17 protein-coding genes are annotated in these 13870 nt (G+C 55.7%); 6 read left to right on the top strand and 11 right to left on the bottom strand.

The features are described 5' to 3' along the window. The first annotated feature begins 53 nt into the window (after positions 1–53). From JUF21_RS10075 to JUF21_RS10065, 3 genes are all read left to right on the top strand, one after another. A complete protein-coding gene (locus JUF21_RS10075) occupies positions 54–707 on the top strand; it encodes a GNAT family N-acetyltransferase (protein WP_203664392.1) in 654 nt (217 codons plus the stop codon). 16 nt (positions 708–723) lie between these two features. Next, positions 724–1629, top strand: coding sequence for a GNAT family N-acetyltransferase (locus JUF21_RS10070; protein ID WP_203664383.1), 906 nt, complete (start codon positions 724–726; stop codon positions 1627–1629). A 192-nt stretch (positions 1630–1821) separates the two neighbouring features. Beyond that, positions 1822–2235, top strand: coding sequence for a hypothetical protein (locus JUF21_RS10065; protein WP_203624691.1), 414 nt, complete (start codon positions 1822–1824; stop codon positions 2233–2235). Positions 2236–2427: 192 nt separating this feature from the next. On the opposite strand, the gene JUF21_RS10060 is transcribed toward JUF21_RS10065, so the two are convergent. Both JUF21_RS10060 and JUF21_RS10055 read right to left on the bottom strand, forming a co-directional pair. Beyond that, positions 2428–3300: an ABC transporter ATP-binding protein gene (locus JUF21_RS10060; RefSeq protein ID WP_203624690.1), complete on the bottom strand. Its 873-nt coding sequence runs from the start codon at positions 3298–3300 to the stop codon at positions 2428–2430. Further along, positions 3285–4013, bottom strand: coding sequence for an ABC transporter ATP-binding protein (locus tag JUF21_RS10055; RefSeq protein ID WP_203624689.1), 729 nt, complete (start codon positions 4011–4013; stop codon positions 3285–3287). Before JUF21_RS10055 ends, JUF21_RS10060 begins: the two co-directional genes overlap by 16 nt. Before the next feature lie 69 nt (positions 4014–4082). On the opposite strand from JUF21_RS10055, the gene JUF21_RS10050 reads away from it, so the two are divergent. Beyond that, positions 4083–5003 (top strand): helix-turn-helix domain-containing protein, encoded by a 921-nt coding sequence (locus tag JUF21_RS10050; RefSeq protein WP_203664380.1) that lies wholly within the window; start codon positions 4083–4085, stop codon positions 5001–5003. 76 nt (positions 5004–5079) lie between these two features. Here JUF21_RS10050 and JUF21_RS10045 read toward each other — a convergent pair whose 3' ends face one another. The 6 genes from JUF21_RS10045 to JUF21_RS10020 form a co-directional block, all read right to left on the bottom strand. Further along, the gene (locus tag JUF21_RS10045; protein WP_203664378.1) at positions 5080–5265 is read right to left on the bottom strand and encodes a hypothetical protein; all 186 of its coding nucleotides are present in this window, start codon (positions 5263–5265) and stop codon (positions 5080–5082) included. Positions 5266–5426: 161 nt separating this feature from the next. After that, entirely contained in the window at positions 5427–5648 is a 222-nt protein-coding gene (locus JUF21_RS10040) for a hypothetical protein (RefSeq protein WP_203624685.1), read from the bottom strand. A 161-nt stretch (positions 5649–5809) separates the two neighbouring features. Further along, positions 5810–7621: an ABC transporter ATP-binding protein gene (locus JUF21_RS11970; protein WP_239061448.1), complete on the bottom strand. Its 1812-nt coding sequence runs from the start codon at positions 7619–7621 to the stop codon at positions 5810–5812. Beyond that, positions 7602–9398, bottom strand: a complete 1797-nt coding sequence (locus JUF21_RS10030; RefSeq protein WP_203664376.1) for an ABC transporter ATP-binding protein — start codon at positions 9396–9398, stop codon at positions 7602–7604. Before JUF21_RS10030 ends, JUF21_RS11970 begins: the two co-directional genes overlap by 20 nt. Before the next feature lie 112 nt (positions 9399–9510). Next, the gene (locus JUF21_RS12095) at positions 9511–10626 is read right to left on the bottom strand and encodes a GHKL domain-containing protein (RefSeq protein WP_308439772.1); all 1116 of its coding nucleotides are present in this window, start codon (positions 10624–10626) and stop codon (positions 9511–9513) included. Next, entirely contained in the window at positions 10619–11320 is a 702-nt protein-coding gene (locus JUF21_RS10020; RefSeq protein WP_203624683.1) for a LytTR family DNA-binding domain-containing protein, read from the bottom strand. Before JUF21_RS10020 ends, JUF21_RS12095 begins: the two co-directional genes overlap by 8 nt. A gap of 172 nt (positions 11321–11492) precedes the next feature. On the opposite strand from JUF21_RS10020, the gene JUF21_RS10015 reads away from it, so the two are divergent. Next, positions 11493–11753: a type II toxin-antitoxin system Phd/YefM family antitoxin gene (locus JUF21_RS10015; RefSeq protein WP_203624682.1), complete on the top strand. Its 261-nt coding sequence runs from the start codon at positions 11493–11495 to the stop codon at positions 11751–11753. A gap of 336 nt (positions 11754–12089) precedes the next feature. Here JUF21_RS10015 and JUF21_RS10010 read toward each other — a convergent pair whose 3' ends face one another. The 3 genes from JUF21_RS10010 to tnpA all read right to left on the bottom strand — a co-directional run bounded on the left by JUF21_RS10010 (position 12090) and on the right by tnpA (position 13158). Next, a complete protein-coding gene (locus JUF21_RS10010) occupies positions 12090–12416 on the bottom strand; it encodes a hypothetical protein (RefSeq protein ID WP_203624681.1) in 327 nt (108 codons plus the stop codon). Between the two features lie 11 nt (positions 12417–12427). Next, on the bottom strand, positions 12428–12622 hold the full coding sequence (locus JUF21_RS10005; protein ID WP_203624680.1) for a hypothetical protein: 195 nt from the start codon (positions 12620–12622) through the stop codon (positions 12428–12430). A gap of 89 nt (positions 12623–12711) precedes the next feature. Further along, entirely contained in the window at positions 12712–13158 is a 447-nt protein-coding gene (gene tnpA / locus JUF21_RS10000; protein ID WP_203624679.1) for an IS200/IS605 family transposase, read from the bottom strand. A 91-nt stretch (positions 13159–13249) separates the two neighbouring features. On the opposite strand from tnpA, the gene JUF21_RS09995 reads away from it, so the two are divergent. Continuing rightward, a partial coding sequence (locus tag JUF21_RS09995) for a helix-turn-helix domain-containing protein (protein ID WP_203664374.1) occupies positions 13250–13870 on the top strand: 621 nt, incomplete at its 3' end.

Here is a 13870-nt window from a genome sequence, read left to right as displayed (position 1 = left end):
AAAAATATTAATTTGGCCGGCTCAAGCGGTCAGCCACCAGTCAGGAGATACTTATGAAAATCAGGCCCTACCAACCCGCCGATGAACGAGCCTACCTCAACACCGTCGCGCTGGCCTACATGCACTCCCAGTTCCGCGATCAAATCAGCGACCAGCGCGATGCGTTCGGCGAGGCGGACGGCTACCGCACTGTGATTTCGCTTGTTGCGACCATGGACGGTCTCGTCGTCGGTGCCATCGACGCTGGCGTCTTCAACGACGACCGCGTCAAGCACGATCTCTACGTGCAGCATCAAGGCCGCGGCAGCTACATCGAGGTGTTTGCCGTGAGTCCCTCCGCGCAAGGGCAAGGCATCGGACGGGCGCTGCTCAAGGCGGGCCTGGCCAAGCTGAAAACCGCCGGCGCCGATTTTGTCGAGATCTTCACCCGCAGCGATGCAGTCGCCAACGGCCTGTACCAAAGCCTCGGGGCCCGGGAAATCGCACATAACTGGCGGGCGCTGGCCACGCCGAAAAGCTACCAGGCCCCAAAGGCCAAATGGGCGCTGGACGAGGGCACCCAGGAGCTGGTCCTCACGGCAGCGGCCGGGCGCGTCGAAGCCTTGCCGCAGTATCCGCAGTGGGTCACCTTTTTCACCGAGGCGGCCATGGCCGACTACACTATCGCCGAATCGTATCGCGAACGCACCTACTTGCTAAAGTTGTAAACCGAAAGAAGGCACCATGATGCATATCACTCAAACGCCAACGCTGACCAAGGCCCAAACCGCGGCGGCCAAAGCCTTGATCAAGGCGACACAGGCCGCGGACGGCACGCACCGTGATCCGTACCTCGAGAACGACTTTAACTTTGATCAGACCATGCCAGCCTTTTTCCTCGCCGAAGCCGCGGGGCAACCGATCGGCCTGCTGACGCTGTACGCCGATGACGCGCCAGGGCCAGACGGCGTGGTGGACGTCAGCATCCACGTGCTGCCGGACTACCGCAGGCAAGGCGTGGCGACCGCGCTGTGGCGGGCGGCAAGAAAAGTACTGCAGACCGCTGGCTGTCAAAAATGTGAATATGCGACCGAAGCCGCTTTTCTGACCAGTCATCCCCAATTCCTTGAGCAGACGCAACTAGTTAAAGATCCCACCAGTGAAATTGGCCTGATAGCGCCTGCCGGCAGCGGCAAAGCCACCGATGATGTGCTCACAGTCGTCCCGCTAACCAGCAGCGACATTGAGACCCTCCTACCGCTGTATATGGAGGCCTTCGCAGACGAATCCGGGACTGACGAAGACCAGGCGCGACGCTACCTTGAAGTCGCCCGAACTGACGCGGCGGTCGCCTCGTTCGTCTGCCACTACCAAGGCCAGCCCATCGGCTACTGTGCGGTAGATCTGGACGACTACGACTACTTTTACGGGCTGTTTATTGCCAAAGACTACCGCAACCAGGGGTTTGGCAGCCGCTTCATCCAACTGATGATGGGCCAGCTTTCGGCCACACGCCACAAAGACTTCCGCCTCGACGTCGACAGCGACAATCCCGCCGCCTACCACGTTTACCGCAAGGCAGGATTCAAGCCGCTGACCGAGTCCTTTTACCTCAGTGCGCCGACCGGCCGCTGGGCGCTCAAGGATTAATCCCCAACATTGCCCGAATTGTTAGTGATGCCCTTTTGGAGGAACGAGATGCCAAAACACCATTTTAAACCCGCCAAGATTCCGCTTGGCTGCAGCGGCCTCGCGATTCCCGTCTTTGCCATTCTCGCCTTACCAACAATCGTTCCCTAGCAAGTCTTCCCCATTGCGGACGCCTCTGCTGAAAAAGACTTGATGACGTGGCAGTTGTTTCCAAGGCTTGGCACCTTTTTCTTCGTGATGTTCATTCTTTCAGTGGTCGTGTTTTCGTTAGGCCTCCTGTTGCGCCGCGCGATACTGGGAAAGGTGATCGGCGCACTTGCGCTCCTATTAGCGCTGGGCGTCAGCGGCCTGGCGTATCAGCATCTAACCCAGTTCAGCGGTGAGGTCACTGCGCTTAACCTCTCCGGTAACCCTCGCGACAGAGTAATCGATGTTCAAATCACAACTGGCTACTTTAAGGGTAAACACCTGCTGTTGGACGACCCTACCTGGGATGAGTTGAGCCGGGTTGGTCTTCATTCGAAGGTCACCGTGCGCACCTGGGTCGTGCTCCCAGTCGCTTACAACTCTGACATTAAGGCCATCTCGATTCGCCCTCAGCACTAACGTAACTCAGCGTATTGCTTGGCCATCAAGGTATGCTGTGCCAGCCCAGCTGTTTCTTATAGCGGCTAAAGGCCTGATTGGCTAGCATCAACCAGCGACAACTTATATCAAAATCGCCAGCCTCCATTTTCGGAGACTGGCGATTGTTTTAGAGGCAGAAATTTGTTCGAAGCCATGCTTAGATTAAGAAAATTAGCTCATGGGGGCCAACGTGCGCGCCGGCGTCAACTGATAATGCAGCACATGATCTGCCTGCAGCTGCGCGTCGTCGAAGTGGTGCGCGGCCTCAATGATCGTGTTCGGCAGATGATAAATCAAGTTGCGGATCTGCTGAGCGTTTTGGTCGTCCAGTCCGGCCGTAATTTCGTCCAGCAGCATGACCGGGCGCTTCCGCAGCAGGCCTCGCGCAAGCGTCATGCGTTGAAGCTGGCCGCCAGAAATGCTGGCCTGATCAGGCGCGATGACGCGGTCAAGCGGCTCATCCCCGAGCTCTGTGGTCAGACCCACTTGGCTCAACGCAGCCAGCAGCGCGTCATCGGTAAACGTTTGACCCAGCGTCAGATTTTCTCGCACGGTGCCAGCGAAGACCCACGGCGTCTGGTTGATGTACGTCGTTTTCGCCGGCGCTGGCGCTTCACCATCCACTAGGACGCGCCCGTTCGTGGGCTGCTGCCAGCCGCCAAGCACGCGCAGCAGCGTTGACTTGCCGCTGCCCGAGGGACCAGACACTAGCAGTTTGGTGCCAGGAGTCAGCGCCAGGTCAGTTGCGGCGAGAATCGGCTGGTCGCCATAGGCAATGGTCAGGCCCTGAAGGTCGATCTGGCCTTCGCCGCGGGTCGGTGTGCGCTGGCTGAGCAGCGGCGTGGGCGCTTGCGGCAGGCGACGCAACTCGCGCGTGCCGGTCAACTGGCTCCAGTACTGGATCAGCATGCGAATATTCATGGTGACGTGATCGACCGACAGCAGCAGGGTCAACAGCACACTGATGGTGACGCCAAAACCGCCCACGTGGATCAGCCAAAAGCCGACGGCCAGCGGCCCAATCAGCGTCAGCACAGTGAGCATCCAGTGCCGTACTGCACGCGCAGCTGGCCATTGGTCTGCTGCTGAAGCCGTTTTTCACTGACGGCCAACCGCTGCTTGACCCGGACGAAAAAGCTGCCCGCCGCTTGGTACTGGACCAGATTGCTGCGACCCTCGAGCCAGTCGCTGCCGGCTGCCAATGTAGCCGCGTTGGCGGTGCTCCAACGTTTACCCAGCGCCGCCAGCTTGGTCTGGCCAAACAGCATCGGCACCATCGTCAGCGCGGAAAAGGCGATGCTGATGAGTCCCATCATCCAGTTGGTCGCCAAAACGAATAAGGCGGCCGTAATGGCGCCAAAGCCAGCGGACAAAATCGCGAGGATGACCTCAAAATATCGACTTTGAATCTGCGCGGCGTCGTTGGCCAGGCGATTCAGCCCGGCCAAGGGGGCCTCGCTTGTCTCAAAACTGACCGTCAGCAGCGTTTCTTTCAGTGCAATGTTCAGCCGCCTGAGCGCATCTTGGATCAGCAGCTGAAAAATAAACAAGCAGGTGTACGTCCCGGCATACGCGACCAGCGCCTGGCCCAGATACTGATAACGCTGGGCGGTCGTTGCCTGCGTGAGGCTTGGCAGCCGGCCCAGCACGAACCCGTTCAACACGCCTTCAAAACTTCCCAGTAAAGCAAATACCAGCAATAATCCAATTTCCCAGTGCGGCAGTCGGTGCAGCACCCATTTTACGTTGATTATCATCTGAACCACGTCCTTCCATGTTGCCAGTGTATCTGGTACACTGAGCGCAACGTGAAAGAGGTGACAGAAGTGGCAGGAGAAGTTGGTAAGCTGTTGCGGGCCGTGCGACTGGGCCAGGGCATGCCACAGGCGCGCCTGTATGATGGCCTGCTCAGTCAGCGCCAGGCGATCCGGCTCGAATCAGGCCACAATGATCTCAAGGCGGAGCTGCTGTTTCCCATTCTGCAGCGGCTGCACCTGTCGGCCGATGAATTCGCCGCGCTGCTGGAGCAGGAGCAAGGGACTGCGCTGGCCGAAGCCAAGCCGCTGCCGCCGGTGCTGGCCAAGGCCTTGGCCGAGTACACCGCCTGGGGCGACTGGCCACTAACAGAGGCGGAACGCACAGCGATCACTCGGTACGCGCTCACCGCCCCGGTGACGACGCTCGCCCAAATCGAAGCGATGATTCCGTTGATCCCAGTCCTTCCTGAGCAGGCGGAGAAAATCTGGCGGCGGCTGCAGGTTTTTCAAGGCTTGCCGCGCTATGAGCAACTGGCCAGTTCGTGGTGCCACACCCGCCTGTTCACGCTGTTGTTCATGGGTCGGCAAAAGGCCGCAAGTCAGGTCGTCAGCCGCTGGCAGACCCTTTCCCACTTGCCTGGTGACGCCAAACAGATTCGGCTATTCATGACCAAGCTGACCGCCGCTCTGCCGGACGCCAGCGCCGTGTATGCAGCGACCGATCCGCTGATCACCGCCTGGCGCAACTTCAATGAGCCCGTCATGGCGGACGGCATGATCGACAATCGGCGGCACATCCTGAGCGGCTTCAACGTCCATGACGCCTGGCGCGCTCAGGAGATCGGGGCGGTGGCGAGGCTGCTGAAGGCAATGCCGAAAGCCGCCTTGGCGGACCTAGACACGCCAGCCTACCTCGCCAAGTTTCCCGGCTTAAATGAGGCACTGGCGCAGCGCCATGCCACGCTAGATGATTTTCTCGAAGCCAGGTAACACAAAAGTGGCCGCACACTGTGAATTGTGCGGCCTTGGGGGCTTACGTTGTATTGTCTAAAGCACTCATAAAGGTCTATTTTTCATTGGTTAGATTCTTATACCAGTCATCCACACTATCAAAACTGTCGTATTCGCCACAGCTAATCTCATCGTGGGCACGCGTCGTCGCCTCATCAAGCAAGTCAGCGGCTTTACGAGCCCGCGTCTTGGTTACTGAGTCAACTTCGACTATGATTATCGCTTTATTCTTTTTCGCCATGGTATCATCCCCTAGATCAAACAATATCATGTTGAGCAACAGCCGGCCACTGGTGGTCTTTTTACAACCCATATTATGCGGCGAACTTAACTGTGCCGTATCTGGTACTTCATGAGAGCTCTTGATTTCAGTTACTTTGGGCATCGGACTGGGCTTGGAGGTTAAGCCAGGTTTCCATAGCCCCCATTTGCCTGTACAAGCTTATCAGCGGTTGCAACACTGACACTATCCTGACCATCAATCAAATGACTGATCAACTTGCTTGAGACCCCGAGGCGGTTAACGAACTCCGCCAGAGTCATATTCAAGTCGTCAACAGTCTCTTCAACGTAAGCACGTGGGCAGAAAACAATCAGGCATTGATAGTCAACTGTCTTACTCATGATGATTCTTACCTCTTCTTGATTCTACCGACAAAAAAGCCGCTGTAGGTCGCGCTACAACGGCTTTCGGTGAGAATATGTCCTCATCTGATATACATTATCATATCATGATACACAATTTCTCACAGCGCTAAAGATCAAATGATCAAATTCAAATCTGGCTAGATATTAAACGCCGCCTGGGCGTTGAACAGATCACGATACAACCCGTCCTGCGCCATTAGCTGCTCATGGCTGCCCATTTGCACGATCTGCCCGGCCGCCATCACCGCAATTTGGGAGGCAAACCGAGTAGCAGACATCCGGTGAGAAATATAGATGGCCGTCTTGTCCTCAACCAGCTGGTCAAAGTGTTGATAGATTTCATACTCGGAAATTGGGTCCAGCGCCGCGGTCGGCTCGTCCAAAATGATGAATGGCGCGTCCTTATACCACGCCCTGGCAATGGCGATTTTTTGCGCCTCGCCTCCGGAAACATCGACGCCGCTGGAATCAAGGTTGCGCGTCAGGGGCGTATCGATCTGTTTCGGCATCGCCTTGACCCGGTCCGCCACTCCGGCAACCGTCAGCGCCTGCCATACCCGGTCACGATCAGGTTGCGGCGAAACTGCCACATTTTCCGCGACGGAAAACGCGAAGAGCTGAAAGTCTTGGAACACAGTCGCAAACAGCTGCTGATACTCGGCCAAGTTGTACTTTTGAATGTCGAATCCATTCAGCGTGATGGTACCGGACATCGGCGTCAAAATGCGCAGCAGCAGCTTGATCAGCGTCGTCTTGCCGCTGCCGTTGCGGCCCACGATTGCGAGCCGTTCGCCGACCTTGAAGCGCATGCTCACGTGCGAAACGGCATCCTGCTTATCGCCCGGATAACGGAAGGAAACGTCATGAAAGACGATTTCAAACTTGTGATCCTGCCGCTTTTCGACAGGAATGGAGCCAGTCGCCGGCTGGTCCGGATAGTTGAGAAACTTGATGTAATCATCCATCGCCTGCTCGGTCGTCTTCTGAAACGCGCGCTGGCTCATGAAGGCCGCCAGGGCGCGCATCAACTGCGTCAGGTACCCGACCGCCAAGACGACCATCCCCACCGGCAGTGCGCCACTGAGTGCCTTGATGCCGATCAACAGGTAGAAGCCCCCAGAGAGCAGGACCAACAAGGCATCGCCGGCATGCATCATGGCGTGCATCCGAAAGAAAACCTGGGCTGTCTTGGTATTGGCCGCCTCTTGCGCCTGACGCATGTGCGCAACGGTCCGATCTTCCGGATCATAGATGCGAAGATGTTTCCCATTTTCGTACGGCCAGGTCAAATCGTTCAGATAATAGTTCATCTGGTCGTTCACGCCGATATTGACGTCATAAAATTGCTTTTGATAGCGCTGGGACCGGAGCACCAGCCAGTATGAGAGGCCAATCCCAACCGCGGTAATGGCAACCAGCGCCAAGACGAAGGGCCAGCCAGTCAGCCACGGCTGCGTCGCTTTAGCGGTCACAATGGGCCCCAAGACCACGGCCGCCGCGATCACCGCCACCCCCAGGTTAAGGGTGTTCATCAAGATTTCGTTGAAGTACGAGTGAAAACTCCCTGTGTACATCCAGCCGCTGGAGGCCGCCGCGTACTGCGCGCGGAAGTCACGATCGTTAAAGGTCTCGTTGGACACATCGGTCAGCTTGGCGGTGGTGCGCTCGTTGATGCGATTCTCAAAATCCCGCGTGGCGACTTCATAGCTCACCGCGCTGGTTAGCTGCAGCGAAGTGACAATGGCGATCAGCAGGATAAACACCGCCAGCTGGATGATCAGCGGCCGCAGTGCAGTCTGCTGCGTCACGGCATTCAGCAGCCAGCCCAGCAGGGTGGCAACTAAGAGCGGCACTGCGGTGCTCAAAAGCGCATTAACGGTCGACCGCAGCAAGATCCATGGTGACACCGTCTGAATGAAGCGGAAATAATCAAAAGATTTCTTCATCATGGGTCACCTCCTTTTGATAGTATTGGCTCTGAACCTGATAGAGCTTGGCATAGGCACCGTTTTGCGCCATCAGCTCGGCATGAGTGCCTGCCTCGTTAATCTGGCCGTCTTGCAGCAGGAAGATTTTATCCGCAAACTTGGTTGAGGCCATGCGGTGGCTGATAAAGATACTGGTTTTCCCTGTTGCCATCGCTTGATACGCCTGATACTGCTCACGTTCGGCAATCGCATCAAGGGCCGCGGTCGGTTCATCCAAGATCAAGATCGGGGCGTCGCGGTACAGCGCTCGCGCCACCATCAGCTTTTGCTGTTGGCCGCCGGAGAGGTTGACGCCATCCTTGTGCAGCTTGTCCGTCAGCTGGGTGGCCACCCCGTGCGGCAGCTGGGCAACCGTGTCCGCCAGTCCAGAAAGGGCCAGTGCGTGCTGCAGCCGCTTGGCATCATGCGGCAGATCCATTTCGATATTCTCCTGAAGCGTCCGGGCAAACAACAGTGCATTCTGGAAAACCGGGGCAAACTGCGCGCGCAGCTGCAGGTCAGGGACAGTTTGGATCGGCACCTCATTGAGATAAATCGTCCCTTTCTCGGGCTTCAAAAGCCCCATCAGCAGCATCGTCAGTGTGGTTTTACCGGCACCGTTAAGGCCGACCAGTGCCACCTTCTGCCCGGCCGGAATCGTGAAATTCAGATCCTTAAGCACTGGCTTTTTAGCGTGCGGATACGTGTAGGTCACGTGGTCAAACCGGATGGTGTATGGCGGCGTCAAGCCCGGTACCGGCTGCTCAGCGACCTTTTCAGGCGGCATTGCCTGCTCCGCGAATTCACTCAGATCACGCTTTGAGACTTGCCATTCGCTCCAATTCGTCAACAGCGCGGTCATCTGCTGGCCGATCTGCCCAACCAGCCCAAACAATAAGGTGAAAACGGCAAGCGACACGTGGCCGTTGAACAAGATGTAAATCAACCCGCCGTAGATCAGTAAGTCCCTTACCGCGTTCAGCCAAGTGCCCCCGAGTTTGGCGAGCAGCTCGCGGTGCCCCAGCTGTTTGCGAAACTGCAGCTCTTGTTGCATCAAGGCGTGATAGCGGTGCTGATACCACGGCCCCATGTGATAGAGGCGGATATCCTTCCCATTTTTCTCCTCGTAGGCCGAGTTGCTGATGTAACTCTGCTGATTCCACATCTGTTCGGTCTGCGCCCGCTGAGCGCGGATGTACCGCCGATAACCCTGCATGAGGGCGTTCGCCCCCCAGGCTGCGGCAATAGCAACAACCGGGATCCACCAGACGTAATAAGCCAAAGTCACACTGAGCATGATCAGGATGGCTGCGGCGTTGAGCAACGCGCTTTCCTGCACGATGACTTTACTGCCCGCAGCGTCGTCCCCGTAAATGGCGTACGCGATCAGCCGCTGCCGGTGTTCGCGGTACTCGGGCTCGAGGACCCGCTCATACGGTCCTTCGATATAGTCTTGCTGGGCAGACACGATCATCAGCGTTCTGACTAGCATCTGCCGAATGAGCAGCATCGCATTCGTCACGGGCAAGACCCAGCCAATCAGGGTTTGCGCGCCAATTAAACCGACAAGCAGCAGGACAAAGTGATTGATGATCGTGTGCGCGACCAACGCCTGCACCAGCCACGCTGGAATCGCGGCGGCCAGCAAGGTCGTCGCCAGCTGACAAAGCAATATCATGATCATTTGGCCGGTAAACCGCATTGGTTTGGCCTCTTGCCGATACCAGTGCATCAGCGACTCTGTTGGCTTTTTTCTCATTTGATTACGCTCCCTCGTAAATAATGGCTCAAGCTTATGGTGCTTATCCTACAAGGAAAAACCGCCCGTGCTAGATTTCTCGCACGAACGGTTCAAATTCGCCCCTGAATGGTCACTTTGCTTTGGTGACATTGCGCAGCGGCAGCAACACCTCAGTTGCAAAGACGCCGTCCTCATACTGGCGGTTGATCACCCCATGGTACTTGGCCACCAGCGCATTGACGCGGCGAATACCCAGGCCGCGCCGGTCGTTTTTCGTTGAGGCATACTCCGGGTCAATCTGCTGGTCAGCGCGGCGCGAGTTGGTGACGCTGATGTAGAACTGCTGCTTGATGATGGCGATGTACACCCGCATACTGCGCATTTCACTTTTCGGCTGCTCCATTACCGCCTCAATGGCGTTGTCCAAAATATTGCCGATGATCACCACCATATCAACATCATCGATCAGCGGTTGGTTGCCGACGAACGCGCTGACGTCAATGGGAATATCGGCGTTTAACGCGATGGTCAGCTTGGAATTGATCACCGCGTCCAGCATCGCGTTCCCTGAGTGGACCACCGTATCGATTTCGTCGAGCTTGTCTTCCAGCTGGTTCAGATAATGCTGGGAGGCCTCGGTGTCGCCTTGTGCCAGTTGGACCTTCAGCACTTGCAGGTGGTCATGGTAATCGTGCCGCCAGCCGCGCACCCGCGCATACAGGTCATCGAGCTCCTTGACGTAGCTGGCCATAATTTGATCAAGGGACCGCGCCACTTCAGCATCATTCGCATGGAACAGGTACTGATGAATATAGGTCATCAGCCCGCCCACACCCACTAGCAGTGCGCACCCTAACAAGAGGGGCAGTCCGCGCGTCGTCAAGATCACCCCGAGGGCGAGGCAGTCCAAGCCTGCGACCAGTCCGATCAGCACGACATTGCGTTCACTAAACGCCAACCGAATCATTTCACCCGCGGTAAAGCCCACAGCAAGCGGCCAAATGCTGGCCCAAAAGCTGCCTGCACAGGCGCCGACAAGCACCGCGGCGATCAGGAAGTCCTGAAGTTCGCGCCGCTGCCAGCACGCCCAGCCGGCCAGGCCAACGGCGAGCAACCCGCCCCAAGGGGTCCAAACGCTGAACGCCGCGCCAAGCGCTGCCAGTAGCCCTTGCAGCCAGAACTTGGCTTTTAGCCTCGGTAGCAGGCCAAGGCCGAATGTTAATAGGACAACACTTGCGTCATTCATGTGCCAACCCCCGATAATGGGCCAGCAGCGCTTGGCGCACCGCCTGCTTCTGCCCACGCGCCACCGGCAGCGTGGTGCCGTCATTCAGCGTCAGCTGCGCGCCATCCAAGGCGGAGACGTACCCTAAATTGACCAAGTAAGCGCGGTGCGTTTTGACGAAGCGGTCGTCCAGCTGGGTCGCCAGTTCACTCAGCGGCTGTTTCACCGTCACCACCCGCTCCTGCAGGTGCAGCAAGCAGTCATGCCCTTGGACCTCAATGAAGCGCACATCGTAGAAGAACACTTTCTCCAGGCCAGCAGTCGTTTGCACCATCAGTGCCGGCTGCAGCTTGGCCTTGGCCACCTTGGCGAGCAAAGGCAGCAGCTTTTCCAAAGTCAACGGCTTCAGCAGGTAGCCGATCGCCGACACATCGTAGCCGTCGAAGACATACTGGTCGTAGTTGCTCAGAAAGGCGAGCGGCAGGTCGGCATCCTTCTGCCGGATTTTCTTAGCGGTCGTCATGCCATCGATGCCAGCCAGGCGAATGTCCAGCAGGACCAAGTCGAAGGTTTGGTCAGGCAGCGCAAAAAGCAGCGCCTCGCCGCTGGCAAAACACTGCCATTGCAAGTCGCCCATTTGCTCAGCAGCCGCACGAAAAACGGTCGTGATGGCCATTTGCGTGGTCGGTTCATCTTCGACAATCGCAACCTGCATGATGCGCCCCCTCATTGTTTTCTAATCTTCACTCCATTGTACCGGTGATTCGGGAACGCTGCCAACTTAATTTTGCGACCCCGCCAATCGTACGCGAATGCTGAGCGTTGGCGTACGTGATGACGAACGGTAAAATCATGTTGTCGGAAAGTGAACATCAGGAGGAGATGCTATGGCTGAGATTACAACACCAACAAAGGCCCGTGCGAACTTGGACGCTTTGATCAAGATTGCCAACAGAGATTCCACACCGGTAATAATCGCCGGTTCAGACGTTACGAAAAGCGCCGTTCTGATGAGTAAGCGTGACTACGAGGCCATGCAGGAAACCATGGCTTTATTGTTAAACGGACAGCTTCAAGATGCCGTTATTCGTGAGGGGGACGATGAAGAAAAGTTGGACGCAGCCATGAACGAGCCTGACAAGGAATAAGCCTTGGCGGATCACCATCAAGTCAGGAGCTAAGAGTGACTTAAGAAAAGTGATGCATAGTCCGCTAAAAAACAACTTCATAGAAATTCAAGAGACACTCAGTGACAATTTGTGCGCGCCGTAACTAGTTCCACTTTGGAAGAGTCTTCGAAAGCGACAATGTTAATTCACAGAACAGATGTCCACACAAAAGTAGCGCCTAGCTGTATGCTCGAGTCTGGGCACACATCTAAGCGCTCTTTTTGGCGTTATGTAGACCAGGTTCTCCATTGCTAATGGCATTAGCTCAAACGTCCGCACAAAATGGGCATCATCAACTATTTTCTGCGGCCAGCCCTAAATCTGGCCGGAACTAAGCACCAAAATCGCACAAACCGCAGTCACCGCCAGCACTGCAAAGATTCCCACAGCCGCGATTTTTAACCGCTGGCGCAGTTGCGGCTGATCGGCCGCGGGATTGATCGGGTGACTGCGCCGCAAAGCGAGATACGCCAACAAACCGATGCCATTTTGCGTGCCCGCCGTCAAGACCGCCGTCAGCTTTGGGTGCGCCATTTCCCGGGCAATGGCATCGACGGTGAGCAAGCGCGCCAGGAGATAGAACAAAGCGAAAACGGCGATCACCATTGCCAGAAGCAAAGTCGTAAGTAGCGAAATCATCATTATAATTCACCTCAAATCAGTTTAATAATCAGGAAGAACGCAGTCGCAATGCTTCCCACCATCAGCAACAAGAGCAGCGCGGTCAGCCAGACGACATGGCTAAAAATCATCACGCCAACCGTCAGAACAATGTTCATCAATAACCGAAACCCTAACCATTTTCCCGTTCGTGCAACGTTTGTCGCATCAACCCAGGATTTCACCATCCGTTGATCACCTCTCAACATTTCATTACATGTTTTGGGCGAGAAAACCCTGACTTTAGTCAGGGGAGGTAAGCCCGCACTGGCTAACATTAGTTAGCCTTTTTGCTTGGGCGTCCCGCCTTTCCCCTTTCTGTTCTCTGATTTTGAATATAGTTAGCGACGGTTTCTTTTGACATATCGCCTAGCGTGCCCATGTAGTAGCTGGGCGACCATAAGTGCCCGTCCCAGAGGAGCTTCTTAGTTTCCGGGTGAGCAACAAACCAAGTACGTGCCGATGCACCTTTCAGAATTTTGACCACATTTGCCGGGGCGTACCTTGGCTTAAAGCTTAAAAGTAGGTGCACATGGTCTGCCATCACTTCTGCCTGCTCAACGCTAATGTCGTTGTCGCTGGCGGCCGAGGTCAAAATTTCAAGCATTTCTGCGACAAGCTGTGGTGTAGTAAAGACCGCACAGCGATATTTAGTTACCCAAACCAAATGATAGTGAAAATTGTAGACATAGCCGCGTTCATGAATTGCATTATCTTCAACCATGAGTATTATTGTAGTCCTCCTTAATAAGTACATTATACGTTGTCTGAATTATACCATATGTAGTATAATAGAGGCGTGAGGAGGTGAAAAAATGGCTAAGAAAATGGTGGATTTGAACTATCACTATGGTCTGAAAATGCGTCTTTTCCCGTCCTCCGAACAAAAACGCGTGATCGACAACAACATCAATGCCAGCCGCTTTGCTTACAACGAAATGGTCGCCATCGACAAGGAACTGTACTGGCTCCATCAAATCAAAATTCCCATCGCCATCGTTCAAGACCGTATCGCTTACTTACAACGACGCAAGAACAATACTCAAATGCTATTTGCTATCCATCCTTGGTTAGCTGGCACTGGCGTCGGGACTGACGTGATTGACCAGGCCCGCCGGGCTTATCAGAGTGCATGGCGGCTGTTCCGGCAGGTGCATCGTTCAGGAGTGCCAGTCTTTCACCGCAAGCGTGATGATGGCAGTTACCAACTGCCGACCCGCTACACTAAAAACGGAGTAGGACTTGCAGGTGGCTCCAACCGCTTTATCGACAAGAAACATGTTACCCTCAGCGGCCTCGGTAAAATTCGTGTCTCTGGGTCGCAAAAGCGGCTGTTCAATCACGCTGACGCTATCCGTATTGGCACCATCACCATCCGTCGTGACGCCACTGGGCGGTATTTCTTGTCCATGCAGCTAGGCTCCGACACACCGTTC

The organism is Lacticaseibacillus sp. 53-4 (assembly GCF_016861805.1).
Lineage (GTDB): Bacteria > Bacillota > Bacilli > Lactobacillales > Lactobacillaceae > Lacticaseibacillus.
The sequence above is the reverse complement of the archived record's forward strand: the minus strand, read 5'-3'. Positions and strand labels throughout refer to the sequence as shown.